Raw genomic sequence first — 17,572 nt, 5'->3', positions numbered from 1 at the left:
AGAGGGACAGCCTGAGATGACAGAGCGCCAGAAAGACCGTCCGTGGCTCATGCGGACGTACGCCGGCCACTCCACGGCCGAGGCGTCCAACGAGCTGTACCGCCGCAACCTCGCCAAGGGGCAGACCGGCCTGTCGGTGGCCTTCGACCTGCCGACGCAGACCGGCTACGACCCGGACCACGTCCTCGCCCGCGGCGAGGTGGGCCGGGTCGGGGTCCCGGTCTCCCATCTGGGCGACATGCGGCGGCTGTTCCAGGACATCCCCCTGGAGCAGATGAACACCTCGATGACGATCAACGCCACCGCCATGTGGCTGCTGGCGCTCTACCAGGTGGCCGCCGAGGAGCAGGGGGCGGACATCTCCCGGCTCCAGGGCACCACGCAGAACGACATCGTCAAGGAGTACCTCTCGCGCGGGACGCACGTCTTCCCGCCGGGACCGTCCCTCCGCCTGACGACGGACATGATCGCGTACACGGTCAACCACATCCCGAAGTGGAACCCGATCAACATCTGCTCGTACCACCTCCAGGAGGCCGGGGCCACCCCGGTCCAGGAGATCTCGTACGCGATGTCGACCGCGATCGCCGTCCTGGACTCCGTGCGCGACTCGGGCCAGGTCCCGGAGGATCGTTTCGGCGAGGTCGTCGCCCGTATCTCGTTCTTCGTGAACGCGGGCGTCCGCTTCATCGAGGAGATGTGCAAGATGCGCGCCTTCGGCCGCATCTGGGACCAGGTCACCCGCGAGCGCTACGGCATCGAGGACGCCAAGCAGCGCCGCTTCCGCTACGGCGTCCAGGTCAACTCCCTCGGCCTGACCGAGGCGCAGCCGGAGAACAACGTCCAGCGCATCGTCCTGGAGATGCTGGCCGTCACCCTCTCCAAGGACGCCCGCGCCCGCGCCGTGCAGCTGCCCGCCTGGAACGAGGCGCTGGGCCTGCCCCGCCCCTGGGACCAGCAGTGGTCGCTGCGCATCCAGCAGGTCCTCGCCCACGAGAGCGACCTGCTGGAGTACGGGGACATCTTCGCCGGCTCCCACGTCATCGAGGCCAAGGTCGACTCCCTGGTCGCCGACTGCCTGGCCGAGATCGACCGGATCCAGGAGATGGGCGGCGCGATGGCCGCCGTCGAGTCCGGGTACCTGAAGTCCCAGCTGGTCTCCTCGCACGCCGAGCGGCGCGCCCGGATCGAGTCCGGCGAGGACAGGATCGTCGGGGTGAACTGCTTCCAGCAGACCGAGGAGAACCCGCTCACCGCCGACCTCGACGGCGCCATCATGACGGTGGACCCGGCGGTCGAGGAGCTGACCGTCGAGCGGATCCGGCGCTGGCGCTCCGAGCGCCAGGAGGCCTCGGACCGCCAGGGCGGCGGCGACCCGTTCGTCTTCCCGACCGTCGGCCAGACCCTGGAGCGGCTGAAGGAGGCCGCCGCCGGCACCGACAACCTCATGGAGGCCACCCTCGAGTGCGCCCGCGCCGGGGTCACCACCGGCGAGTGGGCGAACGCCCTGCGCGAGGTCTTCGGCGAGTTCCGCGCTCCGACCGGGGTCTCCTCGGCCCCGGTGGCCGTCGCCGCCGAGGAGGGCACGCCGCTGGCCGCGGTCCGCGAGAAGGTCGCCCGGACGGCGGACGAGCTGGGCACGGGCCGGCTGCGCCTGCTGGTCGGCAAGCCCGGCCTCGACGGGCACTCCAACGGCGCCGAGCAGATCGCCGTCCGGGCCCGCGACGCCGGCTTCGAGGTGGTCTACCAGGGCATCCGGCTGACGCCGGAGGAGATCTCGACGGCGGCGCTGGCCGAGGACGTGCACTGCGTGGGACTGTCGATCCTGTCCGGTTCGCACAGCGCGCTCGTCCCGGACGTCCTGGAACGCCTGCGCACGGCGGGGGCGGGCGACATCCCCGTCATCGTCGGGGGCATCATTCCGAACGCCGACGCCGTGACCCTGAAGGAGGCGGGGGTGGCCGCCGTGTTCACCCCCAAGGACTTCGGCATCACGGAGATCATCGGACGTATCGTCGACGAGATCCGCACGGCCAACAAGCTCCACCCCCTCACCATCGCAGAAAGCACGGAGGTCCCCGCATGACCACGCCCTCTTCCCCGGTCAACCGGCTGCGCCCGCGCCGTTCCTGCCTCGCGGTGCCGGGTTCCAACCCCCGGTTCCTGGAGAAGGCCCAGGGCCTGCCGGCCGACCAGGTCTTCCTGGACCTCGAGGACGCCTGCGCGCCGCTCGCCAAGGAAGGCGCCCGCCACACGATCGTGGACGCGCTGAACAACGGCGACTGGACCGGCAAGACCCGCGTGGTGCGCGTCAACGACTGGACCACCCACTGGACGTACCGCGACGTCGTCACGGTCGTCGAGGGCGCCGGCCAGAACCTCGACTGCATCATGCTGCCGAAGGTCCAGGACGCCCAGCAGGTCGTGGCGCTCGACCTCCTGCTGACCCAGATCGAGAAGACCATGGGCTTCGAGGTCGGCAAGATCGGCATCGAGGCGCAGATCGAGAACGCCAAGGGCCTGGTGAACGTCGACGCGATCGCCGCCGCCTCGCCGCGCCTGGAGACCATCATCTTCGGCCCGGCCGACTTCATGGCCTCGATCAACATGAAGTCCCTGGTCGTGGGCATGCAGCCGCCCGGCTACCCCGCGGACGCCTACCACTACATCCTGATGCGGATCCTGATGGCGGCCCGTACGCACGACCTCCAGGCGATCGACGGCCCCTTCCTCCAGATCCGCGACGTGGACGCCTACCGCGAGGTCGCCGGGCGCGCCGCCGCCCTGGGCTTCGACGGCAAGTGGGTGCTGCACCCGGGCCAGGTCGAGGCGGCCAACGAGGTCTTCTCCCCCTCGCAGGAGGACTACGACCACGCCGAGATGATCCTCGACGCGTACGACTGGTGCACCTCCGAGGCGGGCGGCAAGAAGGGCTCCGCGATGCTCGGCGACGAGATGATCGACGAGGCCAGCCGCAAGATGGCCCTGGTCATCGCGGGCAAGGGCCGGGCCGCCGGCATGGAGCGCACCACCAAGTTCGAGATCCCGGAGGCCTGAGCCCCATGCAGTTCGGACGCACCTACGAAGAGTTCGAGGTCGGCGCGGTCTACAAGCACTGGCCCGGGAAGACGGTCACGGAGTACGACGACCACCTCTTCTGCCTGCTGACCATGAACCACCACCCGCTGCACATGGACAGCAATTACGCCGAGAACACGACCGACTTCGGCAAGAACGTCGTCGTGGGCAACTACATCTACTCCCTGCTGCTGGGCATGTCCGTGCCGGACGTCTCCGGGAAGGCCATCGCCAACCTGGAGATCGAGTCCCTGCGGCACGTGGCGCCGACCTTCCACGGCGACACGGTCTACGGCGAGACCACGGTCCTCGACAAGACCCCGTCGAAGTCCAAGGACGACCGCGGGATCGTGTACGTGGAGACCAAGGGCTACAAGCAGGACGGCACCCTCGTCTGCGTCTTCCGGCGCAAGGTGATGGTCCCGACCGAGACGTACATCAAGGCGCGCGGCGGCGAACAGCCCGGCCGGCCCGAGCTGAAGGAACAGGGGAAGTAGCCATGGCCCGACTCGCCCAGACCGCCGGGCTCACGGACGTCCAGCAGGAGATCCTGAAGACCGTCCGCGAGTTCGTCGACAAGGAGATCATCCCGGTCGCGACCGAGCTGGAGCACCGCGACGAGTACCCGCAGCAGATCGTCGACGGGCTCAAGGAGCTCGGCCTCTTCGGCCTGATGATCCCCGAGGAGTACGGCGGCCTGGGTGAGTCGCTCCTCACCTACGCGCTGTGCGTGGAGGAGATAGCCCGCGGCTGGATGTCCGTCTCGGGCATCATCAACACCCACTTCATCGTGGCGTACATGCTCAAGCAGCACGGCACGCAGGAGCAGAAGGAGTACTTCCTCCCGCGCATGGCGCTGGGCGAGGTGCGCGGCGCGTTCTCGATGTCCGAGCCGGGGCTGGGCTCCGATGTGTCGGCCATCACGTCGAAGGCGGTCAAGGACGGCGACGAGTACGTCCTGAACGGCCAGAAGATGTGGCTGACGAACGGCGGCACCTCGACCCTGGTCGCGGTCCTGTGCCGGAGTGACGAAGGACACCCCGAGGGCACGGCCCCGCACAAGTCGATGACCACCTTCCTGGTCGAGAAGGAGCCGGGCTTCGGGGAGGTCCGTCCGGGCCTGACCATCCCGGGCAAGATCGACAAGATGGGCTACAAGGGCGTCGACACCACCGAGCTGATCATGGACGGACTGCGCATTCCGGCCAATCGGGTCCTCGGGGGGCAGACGGGCCGAGGGTTTTACCAAATGATGGACGGCGTCGAGGTCGGCCGCGTCAACGTGGCGGCCCGTGGCTGCGGCGTCGCTCAGCGTGCGTTCGAGCTGGGTGTCTCCTATGCCCAGCAACGTCACACTTTCGGCAAGGCGATCGCCCAGCACCAGGCCATCCAGTTCAAGCTGGCCGAGATGGCTACCAAGGTCGAAGCCGCCCATGCCATGATGGTGAACGCAGCACGCAAAAAGGACTCCGGGGAGCGAAACGACCTCGAAGCCGGGATGGCGAAGTACCTCGCGTCCGAATACTGCAAGGAGGTCGTCGAAGATGCCTTCCGCATCCACGGCGGCTACGGATTCTCGAAGGAGTACGAGATCGAGCGCCTCTACCGGGAGGCCCCGATGCTTCTGATCGGTGAAGGTACCGCCGAGATCCAGAAAATGATCATCGGGCGCCGCCTGCTCGAGGAGTACCGAGTCCAGGGCTGAAAGTCCCTTTTGCGGTGATTCATCCCACGGTTTTCCGTGGGAGGGTCACCGCCAGTCACTGGCTGGGGGCCATCGACTCGGCTTCTGGCTTGCCCAGTTGTTGCGCGCAACCGATAGCATTCCAGTAAAGCCGCCGTCCCGTCCCCCCGTTTGCGGCGCGGCAATCACTCGCTACGAAGGTCATCCATGCCCCACAGCCAAACCTCTGCACCTCGCGACAGCCGACTCGGCGTACGCCTCGCGCGCGGAGCATCGCCGTGGCTTCTGCCGACCGTTGCCACCGCGGCCCTCAGCCTCGCCCGGGCCCGCAAGTCCGGGCGCTGGGCCGCGGTGGCCGTGCCCACCACCGCGCTCGCGGCGGGCATGCTGTGGTTCTTCCGCGACCCCGAGCGCGAGATCGCCCAGGGCCGCGTCATCTCGCCCGCCGACGGTGTGGTGCAGAGCATCATGCCGTGGAAGGACGGGCGCACCCGCGTCGCGATCTTCATGAGCCCGCTGAACGTCCACGTCAACCGCGCGCCGCTGGCCGGCACGGTGACGTCCGTGGAGCACGTCCCCGGCGGGTTCGTCCCGGCGTTCAACAAGGAGAGCGAGAACAACGAGCGCGTCGTCTGGCACTTCGACACCGAGCTCGGCGACATCGAGATGGTGCAGATCGCCGGCGCCGTCGCCCGTCGCATCGTCCCGTACCTGCCGGCCGGTACCAAGGTGGAGCAGGGCGAACGCATCGGTCTGATCCGCTTCGGCTCCCGCGTCGACATCTACCTCCCGGAGGGCGTCGAGGTCGCGGTCGAGGTCGGTCAGGCCACCACCGCGGGGGTGACCCGAATTGACCGTGACTGACCCCGAGACTCCTGCCACCGGCTGGGTGCCCGAGTCCGCCCCGGAGGAGTCCGCCGAGGACGACATGCCGCTCTCGCTGCGGCTGTCGATAGCGGACACCCTCACCCTGGGCAACGCGACCTGCGGATTCATGGCGGTGTACTTCACCACCACCGGGATCCTCATCCCGCACCTCACCGGCAGCGGCGAGTCCGGCATGGCCCGGCACAGCGCGGCGACCGCGGTGATACTGATGCTGCTCGCGGCGGTCTTCGACCTCTTCGACGGCATCGTGGCCCGCAAGCTGCGCAGCTCCCCGATGGGTGCCGAGCTGGACAACCTGTCCGACCTGATCAGCTTCGGCCTCGCGCCGGCGTACTTCGTGCTGGTCTACGGCATGGTCGCCGACGACGCGCACCAGAAGGTGTCGGCGCTGGCGGCCATCGTGGTCCTGCTCGCGGTCGTGCTGCGCCTGGCGAGATTCAGCTGCGTGACGATGAAGGACGGCATGTTCCAGGGCATGCCGAGCCCCTTCGGCGCGCTGACGGTCGTCTCGATCGTGCTGCTGGAGCTGCCGTTCGTGCCGACCCTGCTGGCGATCGTGGGCGTGGCCTGGCTGATGGTGAGCCGGGTCGAGTACCCGAAGCCGCGGGGTGCCCTCGCGGCGGCGATGCTGAGCTGGATCGTCGGGGCGATGGGCCTCCTCGCCGCCTGGGCGTTCGACGCGCCGGGCGGGCAGCTGCTGCTCCAGACGGGCTGCGCGCTGCAGATCGCCCTCGCGGCGACGATCCCGCTGTTCGCGACGACGCGGCGGGCGAACACCTTCCGCCACAACCGGCGCGAGGCGCGTGCGGCGCAGCTGCCGTAGCGCTGCCGCTCGGCCGTACGTCCGAAGGCCCCGGGGTGCCACTTGGCCCCCGGGGCCTTCGCCGTCCTCCGGGCAGGGCCGCCGTGTCCCGCTGCGCAGAGCCGCTCCCCGCCCCACCCTTCCACCGTTCCCGCCGCACACGCCGGCGGGGCTGCGAACACGGCGCTGCCGCGCCCGGCACGCCGGCGGGGCTGGAATGTGCTCCGCACATCCGGCCCGCGCGGCGTTTGAGCGCACCGGGCGCGGTAGCGCACGGCACGGGGTCCGGGGCGGAGCCCCCGGGAGCGGTGGAAGGGCGGGGAGGGCCGGCTCCGCACAGCGGCGGCCCGGGCCCTCCGGGAGGGCTAGGCTTGATGTCGGAAAACCGCCAGCCCGACGCCCGGGTGACCGGGATGCTGGAGCCATGTACACCGACACCGACCGCTGCGTCAGGGCCGTGCAGTCGAAGGACGCCCGTTTCGACGGATGGTTCTTCACCGCGGTCCGGACGACCGGCATCTACTGCCGGCCCAGCTGCCCGGCCGTGCCGCCCAAGGTCGAGAACATGACCTTCCTGCCCAGCGCCGCCGCCTGCCAGCAGGCCGGGTACCGGGCCTGCAAGCGGTGCCGCCCCGACACCAGCCCCGGGTCGCCCGAGTGGAACGCCCGCGCCGACGCCGTCGCGCGCGCGATGCGGCTCATCCAGGACGGGGTCGTGGACCGCGAGGGGGTGCCGGGGCTCGCCGCCCGGCTCGGGTACTCCGCCCGCCAGGTCGAGCGGCAGCTGGGCGCCGAGCTCGGCGCCGGCCCGCTCGCCCTGGCCCGGGCCCAGCGCGCCCAGACCGCCCGGCTGCTCATCGAGACCTCCGAGCTCCCGATGGGCGACGTGGCCTTCGCCGCCGGGTTCTCCTCCATCCGGAACTTCAACGAGACGGTGCGCGAGGTCTTCGCCCTCACCCCCGGCGAGCTGCGCACGCGTGCGGGCCGGCGGGGCACGGGGCGGGACGGGCCGCGGATCCCCGGGACCATCAGCCTGCGGCTGCCCTACCGGGCCCCGCTGAACCCCGACAACCTCTTCGGGCACCTCGTCGCCACCGCCGTCCCCGGCGTCGAGGAGTGGCGCGACGGCGCCTACCGGAGGACGCTGCGGCTCCCCCACGGTTCCGGGATCGTCGCCCTGACCCCCGGCCCCGACCACATCGGCTGCCGGCTCGCGCTGACGGACCTGCGGGACCTGACCATCGCCATCAGCCGCTGCCGCTGGATGCTCGACCTGGACGCCGACCCCGAGGCCGTCGACGACCAGCTGCGCACCGACCCGCTGCTGGCACCGCTCGTGGACGGGGCTCCCGGGCGCCGGGTGCCCCGTACCGTCGACGCGGCGGAGTTCGCCGTACGGGCGGTCCTCGGCCAGCAGGTGTCCACGGCGGCCGCGCGGACCCACGCGGCCCGCCTGGTGACCGCGTACGGGGAACCCGTCGAGGACCCGAGGGGCGGGCTGACCCACCTGTTCCCCTCCCCCGGGGCACTGGCGGACCTCGACCCCGAGGCGCTGTCCATGCCGCGCAGCCGGCGTACCACGCTCACCACGCTCGTCGCGGCCCTGGCCGACGGCTCCCTGCCCCTGGGCATCGACAGCGACTGGGAGGCGGCCCGCGCCCGGCTGAACGCCCTGCCCGGTTTCGGGCCGTGGACCACCGAGATCATCGCGATGCGCGCGCTGGGCGACCCCGACGCCTTCCTCCCGTCGGACCTCGGGGTCCGCAAGGCCGCCCGGGGGCTGGGGCTGCCGTCCACGCCCGCGGCACTGGCCGCCCGCGCGGCCGGCTGGCGGCCCTGGCGCGCGTACGCCGTCCAGTACCTGTGGGCGACGGACGACCATCCGATCAACCGCATGCCCGTCGATCCCGCACCGCCCGCAGCACCTGTAGCACCTGTAGCACCTGTAGCACCCGTCGAAGGAGCACCGTCGTGAGCAGCGCCAGCAGCACGTCCCACACCGTTGTCGACAGCCCCTACGGGCCGCTCACCCTCGTCGCCACGGACGGCGTCCTCAGCGGGCTGTACATGACCGGACAGCGCCACCGCCCGGCCGAGGAGTCCTTCGGCGAGCGCGTCGCGCAGGAGGAGGAGCCGTTCCCGGAGGTGGTGCGGCAGCTCGCCGCGTACTTCGCCGGGGAGCTGACCGAGTTCACCGTCCCGGTCCGGCTGGAGGGAACCGCCTTCCAGCGCAGCGTCTGGGAGCAGCTCGTCCGGATCCCGTACGGGCAGACCTGGTCGTACGGTCGCCTCGCGGCGGAGCTGGGCAAGCCGGGCGCCTCCCGTGCGGTGGGCCTGGCCAACGGGAAGAACCCGGTCGGGATCATCGTGCCCTGCCACCGCGTGATCGGCGCCTCGGGCTCGATGACGGGCTACGGCGGCGGGATCGAGCGCAAGGTGCGGCTGCTGGAGTTCGAGGGCGGCCGCGGCGTCCGGTAGGCGTCAGACCACGGCCAGGGGGACCAGGAGCGCGAAGCCCGCGCCCGCCTCGACGGCGTAGGCGTACAGCGACGGGTGCTGGACCGGCGCGGCGAGCAGGACCACGCTCTGCTGGGTCGCGGCGGCCTTCACCCAGTCGTCGTCGGCGCCCAGCCGCCCCTGGTACCAGCCCTCGCACGGGCCGGGGCCGGTGACGGCGAGGACGTCGTCCTCGCGGCGGTAGAAGGCCTGCCAGCCCTCGGCGGGCGCGGCCCATGCCTCGAAGTCCTCGAAGGAGGCCCAGCCGCCCTCGCGTATCGCCGTGTCGAACAGCCAGACCGGCATCCCCTCCGGGGACAGCTCACCGCCCGACTGCTCTTCGGTGGTGAAGTGGACCATGGGGAGGGCGTCGGGACCGTCGGCCGTGCTGGGCCAGGCGTACATCGTGATCATCTGTTGATTCTGCCCTGGGTGGAGGGGTTCGGGACAGGCCTGGTCTCGGGCGGTGTCAGGTGTTCCCGGGGCGCCGGCCGTTCTCGAGTTCCACGGTCCCCTCGCCCGACTCCAGGACGCGGCAGGCCTCTTGGGTGCGCCGGCCGAGCGATCCGAGGAGGTACGCCGGGAGTTCGGCGGGTTCGACGAGCTTCCAGGAGAGCAGCTCCTCCTCCTGGAGGGTGAGGGAGGCCAGCTGCCCGGCGTCGAGCACACCGCCGTCGTAGAGGTAGGCGACCAGCGGCGGGCGGCCCTCGCCGACGCTCCAGTCGACGGCGAGGAGGCGGCCGAGGGGGAGGTCGAGGCCGATCTCCTCGGCGCTCTCGCGGCGGGCGGCGGTGCGCGGCGACTCGTTGCGGTCGGATTCGACGGTGCCGCCCGGCAGGGCCCAGCCCTCGCGGTAGTTGGGCTCGACGAGCAGGACGCGGCCCTGCTCGTCGCGGTAGAGGGCGGCCGCGCCGGCCAGCACCCGGGGCAGGCTCGCGATGTAGGTGGCGTAGTCATCCGTGGTGGTCACGCCGCCACCCTAACGGGCGGTCCGGGGCCCCGGGCGGGGCGGGCCCGCGGCTCACCCGTGCGGGTCCGGCCCGTCCTCGCGGTCGCGTCCGCGGGCCGCGGCGGCGCGGCGCGGCCGGGGGCGGCGGCCCTGGCCGGCCTCCTCGACGGCCTCGCCCACCATGGCCCGTACGGCGTCGCGCAGCCCGTGCAGGGCGGGGTGGCGGGCGGGTCCTGCGCCGGGGTCCTCGCGCAGTTCGCGCAGCAGCGCCCAGCACAGCAGGAGCATGACGACGACGAAGGGCAGGGCGACGAGGATGGTCGCGGTCTGGAGGGACTTCAGGCCTCCCGCGACGAGCAGGACGGCGGCGACGGCGGCCATCAGGACGCCCCAGGTGACGACGAGCCAGGTGGGCGGGTGCAGGGAGCCCCGGCTGGTGAGGGAGCCCATGACCAGGGAGGCGGAGTCGGCGCTGGTGATGAAGTAGGTCATGACCAGCGCCATGGCCACCCACGAGGTGAGGGTGCCGAGCGGGAGGGCGTCGAGCATCGCGAAGAGCGAGGCCTCGGCGCCCTCCTTGGCCTTGGAGGCGAGGTCGGCCGCCCCGGTGGAGTCCAGGCGGATGGCGGTGCCGCCCATGACGCAGAACCAGACGACGGTGGCGCCGGAGGGGACGAGCAGCACCCCGATGAGGAACTCGCGGATGGTGCGGCCGTGGGAGATCCGGGCGATGAAGGTGCCGACGAAGGGGGCCCAGGAGAGCCACCACGCCCAGTAGAAGATCGTCCAGGCGCCGAGCCAGGTCCTGTCGGTGAAGGCGCCGGTACGGCTGGCCATGGGCAGCAGCTCGTGGAGGTAGCTGCCGACGCTGGCGGGGATCACGTCGAGCACGTAGACGGTCGGGCCGAGGAGGAAGACGAAGGCCATCAGGGCGGCGGCGAGGACGACGTTGAGGGTGCTGAGCCATTTGACGCCCTTGTGCAGGCCGGAGAAGGCCGACAGGACGAAGGCGGCGGAGAGCGAGCCGATGATGGTCAGCTGGACGGCGGTGGAGTCCTCGATGCCGGTGGTGATGCCGAGGCCCTCGGAGACCTGGAGGGCGCCGAGGCCGAGGCTGGTGGCGGTGCCGAAGACGGTGGCGAACACGGCGAGCAGGTCGACGGCCCGGCCCGGCCAGCCGGCGGCCCGGCGGGTGCCGATGAGGGGGACGAAGGCGGAGCTGAGCCGGTTGCCGCGGCCCTTGCGGAACGTGGCGTAGGCGAGGGCGAGGCCGGCGATGCCGTAGATCGCCCAGGGGGTGAGCGTCCAGTGGAAGAAGGAGTAGTCGAGGGAGGCGCGGGCCGCGTCGCCGGTGCGGGGGGCTGCTCCGCTGGCGGGCGGCGGGGCGAGGTAGTGGGTGAGGGGCTCGCCGACGCCGTAGAACATCAGGCCGATGCCCATGCCGGCGCTGAACATCATCGCGATCCACGCGAGGTTGCCGAACTCGGGCTCGGAGTCGTCGGCGCCGAGCCGGATCCGGCCGAAGCGGCTGACGGCGAGGACCACGCACAGGACGAGGAAGACGTCGGCGGCGGTCACGAAGAGCCACGCGAAGTTGTTCAGCACCCAGGCGAGCGCGGAGCCGGAGGCGGTGTCGAAGGACTCCTTGCCGAGGGCCGCCCAGGCGACGACGGCCAGCACGGCGACCACTCCGGCGGTGACGACCGTCCGGTCGGGGCTGCCGTCCGGAGTGCCGCCGGACCCCGCGCCGGAGGCGTCCGGAGGGGCCTGTTCCAGTGATTCCGCGCTCATGCGGCCACACTATGCAGCCATATATCCCTATTTAGGCGCATGGCGCGCCGCATGTGGCCCAGGCCACTCATGGGCATAGGAGGATCCTCCGGATAAGCTCATGGTGGCGCGACTGCACTGTTCGATAGCAAGGGATTAGCAAGGTGACGGACGGAGCAGTAACTGAGGCCGCGCGCGTGCTCATCGCCGCGGACAAATTCAAGGGCTCGCTCACGGCCGTTCAGGTCGCTGAGCGGGTGACGGCCGGCCTTCGCAGGGCCGTACCCGGCGTGGAGGTCGAGACCCTCCCCGTCGCGGACGGCGGCGACGGCACGGTCGCGGCCGCCGTGGCGGCCGGGTTCGAACGCCGGGAGGTCCGGGTCACCGGTCCCGTCGGCGAGCAGGTCACGGCCGCGTTCGCGTTCCGGGACGGCACCGCCGTGGTCGAGATGGCGGAGGCCTCCGGGCTCCAGCTGCTCCCCGCGGGCACCTTCGCCGCACTGACGGCGACCACGTACGGCTCCGGCGAGCTGCTGAAGGCCGCGCTGGACGCGGGCGCGCGCTCGATCGTCTTCGGCGTGGGCGGCAGCGCCACCACCGACGGCGGCGCGGGCATGCTCGCCGCGCTGGGCGCGGTCTTCCTGGACGCGAACGGCGAACCGGTGGGCCCGGGCGGCGGCGCGCTGGCGTCGCTGGCGTCGGCGGACCTCTCCGGGATCGACCCGCGCTTCGCGGACGTGGACTTCGTCCTGGCGAGCGACGTGGACAACCCGCTGACCGGCCCCAAGGGCTGCGCCGCGGTGTACGGCCCGCAGAAGGGGGCTTCGCCGCAGGACGTGGAGACCCTGGACGCGGCGCTGGGCCACTACGCGCAGGTGCTGGAGAAGGCGATCGGCCCCCGGGCCGCCGAGCTCGCCGCCTCCCCCGGCGCGGGCGGCGCGGGCGGCATCGGCTACGGCGCGCTGCTGCTGGGCGCGAGCTTCCGCCCGGGCATCGAGCTGATGCTGGAGGTGCTGGGCTTCGCCCCGGCGCTGGAGCGGGCCACGCTGGTGATCACCGGTGAGGGCTCCCTGGACGAGCAGACCCTGCACGGCAAGGCCCCGGCCGGTGTCGCGGCCGCGGCGCGGGCCGCCGGCAAGCCGGTGGTGGCGGTGTGCGGCCGGCTGCTGCTGGGCCAGGAGGCCCTGGAGGCCGCCGGCATCCGCCGGGCGTACCCGCTGACGGACCTGGAGCCCGACCCGGCCAAGTCCATCCCGAACGCCGGTCCGCTGCTGGAGCGCGTCGCGGAGAACATCGCCGCCGACGTCCTGTAGTCCCCGGCTCCCGGGCCCGGCATCTCCGCGGGGGTGCCGGGCCCGGGGCGTGTCCGGGGGCGGCCGGCGGGCGGCGGGCATCCGCTACGCGGGCCCGGCCGCCGCCAGCAGGTCGGCGGTGGTGGTCACCCGGGCGAAGCCGCCGCCGTGCAGGTTGACGGCGGTGGCGGCGGCCAGCTGGTCGGCGGTGAGGGCCGGGCCCGCCGGGCCGGCGAGGTCGAAGGTGTGGGTGGCGTCCAGCGGGACGAGCACCTCGTAGCCGAGGTTGCCGCCCATCCGCGCCGTGGTCTCGACGCACATGTTGGTCTGGATGCCGACGAGCACCAGCTGGCGGATGCCCCGGCCCTCCAGCCAGTGCGCGAGGTCGGGGGTGCCGTAGAAGGCCGAGTTGACGGTCTTGGTGATCAGGAGGGACTCCCGCCCGGCCCGCTCGGCGACGAAGTCCTTGAAGGCGTACCCCGGGTGGTCGGCGGCCAGGACGGACCCGGGCCGCAGCGAGGCGTGCCGGACCAGCACCACCGGGCGGCCCGACTCCTGCCAGGCGTCCATCAGGGCGGCGATGTTGTCCTCGGCGTCCGGGTTGTTGCGCGGGCCCCAGAAGGAGGCCTCGTCGAAGCCCTTCTGCACGTCGATGACGATCAGGGCACTGTCGGGGGCGATCTCGATCGCGTTCTCGGTCATGGATCGATCATGTCCGCCGGACGCCCGGTGCCCCAGGCGCTGCGGGGACGCCGAACGATGGGATCCTGCCAGGCTGGCAGGATCGCCGGAGCGGTCTCTGGCAGAGTGGGCGCATGCACCGCGTCGCGATCGTCGCCCAGCCCGGGATCCGCGCCTTCGACCTCGCCGTCATCACCGAGGTCTGGGGGCCCGACCGCAGCCGCTCCGGGGTGCCCCCGTTCGAGCTGCGCCGCTGCGCGCTGGAGCCCGGGCCGATCACGCTGCCCGGCGGGCTCACCCTCGCCCCCGACCGGGGTCTGGACTGGCTCGACGAGGCCGACCTGGTCGTCGTGCCGGCCCTGGCGGAGCCCTGCGACCCGACGCCCGAACCGGTGCTGGCCGCCCTGCGCCGGGCCCACGCCCGGGGGGTGCCGGTGGCCGCACTGTGCGCGGGGGCGTTCGTCCTGGCCGAGGCGGGGCTGCTGGACGGGCGGCGGGCGGTGACGCACTGGTGGCTGGCCCCCCGGCTGGCCGCCCGCCACCCGGCGGTGCTGGTGGAGGAGGCCCCGCTCTTCGTGGAGGACGACGGGCTGTGGACCTCCGCCGGAGTGGCCTCGGGCATCGACCTGTGCCTGCACCTGGTGCGCGAGGCCCACGGCGCGGAGGCCGCCGCCGCCATCGCCCGTTCGATGGTGACGGGCCCCTTCCGCACCGGGGACCACGCCCAGTACCTGGACCGGCCCACCCCGGCCGCCGACCGGACCGCCGAGGCGCTGGCCGCCGTACGCCAGCAGGCCCTGCGCCGGCTGCACGAGCCGCTGGACGTGGCCACCCTGGCCCGCTGGGCGGGGATGTCCCCGCGCTCCTTCGCCCGGCACTTCGCCGCCTCGACCGGAACCACGCCCCACCAATGGGTGCTGAGCCGCCGACTGGACGAGGCCCGCAAGCTCCTGGAGCGCACGGACCATCCGGTGCCCGAGGTGGCCCGCCGGGCGGGCTTCGCCAGCGAGGTCACCTTCCGCCAGCACTTCCGGGCCGCCTTCGGGCGCGGGCCCCGCGCGTACCGCACGGCGGCCGCCAACGCTCCCCTGACCGGTGACAGTGTTAGAAAGGGCTCATGACCGGACGTTCGGGTCGGAACAGGGAGACGCGGCCGGCGAGCCTGCTCGCGCGCATCTCCCTGGCCCGGGACAGTCTCGCCGGTCAGGTGTTCTCGCTCCAGGCCCTGATCGTGCTGCTGCTGATCACGGCCGCCGCCGTGGCCCTGGTCTTCCAGGCCCGCTACGACAGCGAGAAGGACGCCCGCAACCGCTCGCTCGCCGCCGCCGAGGCCTTCGCCCACGCCCCCGGCCTGCCCGCCGCCCTGGACTCGGCGGACCCCACCGCCGAGCTGGAGCCGCTGGCCGACGGCGCCCGCAAGGCCTCCGGGCTCGACTTCATCGCCGTCATGACCCGGGACGGGATCCGCTACACCGACTCCCGCCCCGAGCTGATCGGCAAACGCGCCACCGGCGACCTCTCCCGGGCCGCCGCCGGGCAGTCCTTCACGGAGGTGTTCCGGGGCGCCCCCAGTGACGCGGTCCGCGCCGTGGTCCCCGTGCGGGACGCGCGGGGCAAGGTGGTCGGGCTGGTCTCCACCGGCATAGAGATCGAGAACGTCGGCCATACCGTCGAGGGGCAGTTCCGCCTGCTGATCGGCGCCGCCGTGGGCGCCCTGCTGCTGGGCACCGCCGGCGCCGCCCTGGTCAGCGGGCGGCTGCGGCGCCAGACCCGGGGCCTGGGCGCCGCCGAGCTGGCGCGGATGAACGAGCACCACGAGGCGGTGCTGCACGCCGTGCGCGAGGGCGTGCTCATCGTGGACGCCGACCACCGGCTGCTGCTCGCCAACGACGAGGCGCGCCGGCTGCTGGACCTGCCGCCCGACGCCGAACAGCGGCACGTCGCAGAGCTCGGCCTCGATCCGGGCATCGCCGGACTGCTGCTGTCCGGGCGGGTGGCGACCGACGAGGTCCACCTGGCGGGCGACCGGCTCCTGGCCCTCAACGTCCGGCCCACCGCGCCCTTCGGCGGGCGGCTGGAGGGCAGCGTCATGACCCTGCGCGACACCACCGAGCTCGCCTCGCTCTCCGGCCGCGCCGAGGTGGCCCGCGAACGGCTCCAGATGCTCTACGACGCGGGGGTGCGCATCGGCACCACCCTGGACGTGGTGCGCACGGCGGAGGAGCTGTCGGAGGTGGCCGTGCCGCGCTTCGCGGACTTCGTCACCGTCGAGCTGCTGGAACCGGTGCTGCGCGGGGACGAGCCCTCGCCGGTGGAGGGGATGCACACGCGGATGCGGCGGGCGGCGATGAGCGGGGTGCGCACCGACCAGCCGCTCCAGCCGGTCGGGGACACGATCTTCTTCGCGGTGCCGACGGCTCCGATGGCGGCGGCCCTGGACGCCGGGCACGCCGTGCTGGCCGCCGATCTGCACGCCGCGATGGGCTGGCGGGCGGCCGACGCGCCCGGGACCCGGGTGGCCCTGGAGTACGGGTTCCACTCGCTGATCTCCGTACCGCTCCAGGCGCGGGGCGTGGTGCTGGGCATGGCGAACTTCTGGCGGGCGGCGGACACCCCGGAGGCCTTCGACGAGGAGGACCTCTCCTTCGCGGAGGAGCTGGGGGCGCGCGCGGCCGTCTCCATCGACAACGCCCGCCGCTTCACCCGCGAGCACGCCACCGCCGTGACCCTCCAGCGCAGCCTGCTGCCGCGGGTGCTGCCCGACCTGAGCGCGGTGGAGACCGCCTTCCGGTACCTGCCGGCGAAGGCGGGGGTGGGCGGGGACTGGTTCGACGTGATCCCGCTGCCGGGGGCGCGGGTGGCGCTGGTGGTGGGCGACGTGGTCGGGCACGGGGTGCACGCGGCGGCCACGATGGGCCGGCTGCGCACGGCCGTGCACAACTTCTCGACGCTGGACATGCCGCCCGACGAGCTGCTGGGCCACCTGGACGAGCTCATCGACCGGATCGACCAGCTGGAGGGGGGCGGGGCGGCCGGGGGCGAGGGGCCCGGCGACGGGCTCGGCGACGGGACCGAGGAACCGGCCGCCGACATCACGGGCGCCACCTGCCTGTACGCCGTCTACGACCCGGTGTCGGGGCACTGCGTCATGGCCAGCGCCGGCCATCCGGGACCCGCCCTGGTCCACCCGGACGGGCGGGTGGAGTTCCCCGAACTGCCGACCGGGCTGCCGCTGGGCGTGGGCGGGATGCCCTTCGAGGCGGCGGGGCTGATCCTGCCCGAGGGAAGCCGGCTGGTGCTGTTCACGGACGGGCTGCTGGAGGACCGCGACCGGGACTTCGACGCCGGGCTGGAGCTGCTGGGCCGGACCCTGGCCCGGCCGGGCCGCAGCCCCGACCAGGCCTGTGCGGACGTCCTCGCGGCGATGCTCTTCCCCGCGCCGAGCGACGACATCGCGCTGCTGATCGCCGAGGCCCGGCGGCTGGACCCGCGCCGGATCGCGGAGTGGGAGGTGCCCGACGACCCGGCGGCCGTCTCCCGGGTACGCCGCGCGGCGGCCGCGCAGCTGGAGGCCTGGGGGCTGGAGGAGCTGTCGTTCACCGTCGAGCTGATCCTCAGCGAGCTGATCACCAATGCCATCCGGTACGCGAACGAGCCGATCCGGGTCCGGCTGCTGGACGACCGGAACCTGATCTGCGAGATCTCCGACGGCAGCAGCACCTCCCCGCACCTGCGGTACGCGGCCACCACCGACGAGGGCGGCCGCGGGCTGTTCCTCGTCGCCCAGTACGCGGAGCGCTGGGGCACCCGCTACACGCAGCGGGGCAAGGTCATCTGGGCGGAGCTGTCGCGCTCGGCGGGCGCGGAGCCGCCGCTGCCGCTCGACCTGGACCTGGACGCCTTGGGCGACCTGGCCTGGTGAGGTGAGGGGC

At 72.6% G+C, this 17,572-nt stretch carries 15 protein-coding genes; 11 read left to right on the top strand and 4 right to left on the bottom strand.

The window, feature by feature from the left end:
• The first annotated feature begins 16 nt into the window (after positions 1–16).
• The 8 genes from AB0469_RS21305 (at position 17) to AB0469_RS21270 (ending at position 8,930) form a co-directional block, all read left to right on the top strand.
• Positions 17–2,086, top strand: a complete 2,070-nt coding sequence (locus AB0469_RS21305) for a protein meaA (RefSeq protein WP_366452978.1) — start codon at positions 17–19, stop codon at positions 2,084–2,086.
• Positions 2,083–3,057, top strand: a complete 975-nt coding sequence (locus tag AB0469_RS21300; protein WP_366452977.1) for a CoA ester lyase — start codon at positions 2,083–2,085, stop codon at positions 3,055–3,057. The genes AB0469_RS21305 and AB0469_RS21300 overlap by 4 nt, the downstream gene beginning before the upstream one ends.
• Positions 3,058–3,062: 5 nt before the next feature.
• Positions 3,063–3,575, top strand: coding sequence for a MaoC family dehydratase (locus tag AB0469_RS21295; protein WP_366452976.1), 513 nt, complete (start codon positions 3,063–3,065; stop codon positions 3,573–3,575).
• 2 nt (positions 3,576–3,577) lie between these two features.
• Complete coding sequence (locus tag AB0469_RS21290; RefSeq protein WP_362146470.1) at positions 3,578–4,783, top strand: acyl-CoA dehydrogenase family protein; 1,206 nt, start codon at positions 3,578–3,580, stop codon at positions 4,781–4,783.
• 186 nt (positions 4,784–4,969) lie between these two features.
• Positions 4,970–5,626 (top strand): phosphatidylserine decarboxylase, encoded by a 657-nt coding sequence (locus AB0469_RS21285; RefSeq protein ID WP_366452975.1) that lies wholly within the window; start codon positions 4,970–4,972, stop codon positions 5,624–5,626.
• Positions 5,613–6,473: a CDP-diacylglycerol--serine O-phosphatidyltransferase gene (pssA, locus tag AB0469_RS21280; RefSeq protein WP_237293154.1), complete on the top strand. Its 861-nt coding sequence runs from the start codon at positions 5,613–5,615 to the stop codon at positions 6,471–6,473. Before AB0469_RS21285 ends, pssA begins: the two co-directional genes overlap by 14 nt.
• A 403-nt stretch (positions 6,474–6,876) precedes the next feature.
• On the top strand, positions 6,877–8,427 hold the full coding sequence (locus tag AB0469_RS21275) for an AlkA N-terminal domain-containing protein (protein WP_366452974.1): 1,551 nt from the start codon (positions 6,877–6,879) through the stop codon (positions 8,425–8,427).
• On the top strand, positions 8,424–8,930 hold the full coding sequence (locus tag AB0469_RS21270) for a methylated-DNA--[protein]-cysteine S-methyltransferase (protein WP_366452973.1): 507 nt from the start codon (positions 8,424–8,426) through the stop codon (positions 8,928–8,930). The genes AB0469_RS21275 and AB0469_RS21270 overlap by 4 nt, the downstream gene beginning before the upstream one ends.
• A 3-nt stretch (positions 8,931–8,933) precedes the next feature.
• Here the strand turns inward: AB0469_RS21270 and AB0469_RS21265 are convergent, their stop codons facing one another.
• The 3 genes from AB0469_RS21265 to AB0469_RS21255 are packed head-to-tail and all read right to left on the bottom strand — an operon-like array spanning position 8,934 to position 11,688.
• The gene (locus tag AB0469_RS21265) at positions 8,934–9,362 is read right to left on the bottom strand and encodes a hypothetical protein (RefSeq protein ID WP_366452972.1); all 429 of its coding nucleotides are present in this window, start codon (positions 9,360–9,362) and stop codon (positions 8,934–8,936) included.
• 55 nt (positions 9,363–9,417) lie between these two features.
• Positions 9,418–9,918, bottom strand: a complete 501-nt coding sequence (locus tag AB0469_RS21260; protein ID WP_366452971.1) for an NUDIX hydrolase — start codon at positions 9,916–9,918, stop codon at positions 9,418–9,420.
• A 51-nt stretch (positions 9,919–9,969) separates the two neighbouring features.
• On the bottom strand, positions 9,970–11,688 hold the full coding sequence (locus tag AB0469_RS21255; protein ID WP_366452970.1) for a BCCT family transporter: 1,719 nt from the start codon (positions 11,686–11,688) through the stop codon (positions 9,970–9,972).
• A gap of 143 nt (positions 11,689–11,831) precedes the next feature.
• On the opposite strand from AB0469_RS21255, the gene AB0469_RS21250 reads away from it, so the two are divergent.
• Positions 11,832–12,980, top strand: a complete 1,149-nt coding sequence (locus AB0469_RS21250) for a glycerate kinase (RefSeq protein ID WP_366452969.1) — start codon at positions 11,832–11,834, stop codon at positions 12,978–12,980.
• An 84-nt stretch (positions 12,981–13,064) separates the two neighbouring features.
• Here AB0469_RS21250 and AB0469_RS21245 read toward each other — a convergent pair whose 3' ends face one another.
• Positions 13,065–13,661 carry a cysteine hydrolase family protein gene (locus tag AB0469_RS21245; RefSeq protein ID WP_366452968.1) on the bottom strand — a complete coding sequence of 199 codons (597 nt, stop codon included), beginning with the start codon at positions 13,659–13,661 and terminating at the stop codon, positions 13,065–13,067.
• A gap of 113 nt (positions 13,662–13,774) precedes the next feature.
• Between AB0469_RS21245 and AB0469_RS21240 the strand changes: the two genes are divergently transcribed.
• Positions 13,775–14,761, top strand: coding sequence for a helix-turn-helix domain-containing protein (locus AB0469_RS21240; RefSeq protein ID WP_366452967.1), 987 nt, complete (start codon positions 13,775–13,777; stop codon positions 14,759–14,761).
• Complete coding sequence (locus AB0469_RS21235) at positions 14,758–17,562, top strand: SpoIIE family protein phosphatase (protein ID WP_366452966.1); 2,805 nt, start codon at positions 14,758–14,760, stop codon at positions 17,560–17,562. Before AB0469_RS21240 ends, AB0469_RS21235 begins: the two co-directional genes overlap by 4 nt.
• Positions 17,563–17,572: the final 10 nt, after the last annotated feature.

Origin of the sequence: Streptomyces sp. NPDC093801 (assembly GCF_040701585.1) — a bacterium.
GTDB lineage: Bacteria > Actinomycetota > Actinomycetes > Streptomycetales > Streptomycetaceae > Streptomyces.
The sequence above is the reverse complement of the archived record's forward strand: the minus strand, read 5'-3'. Positions and strand labels throughout refer to the sequence as shown.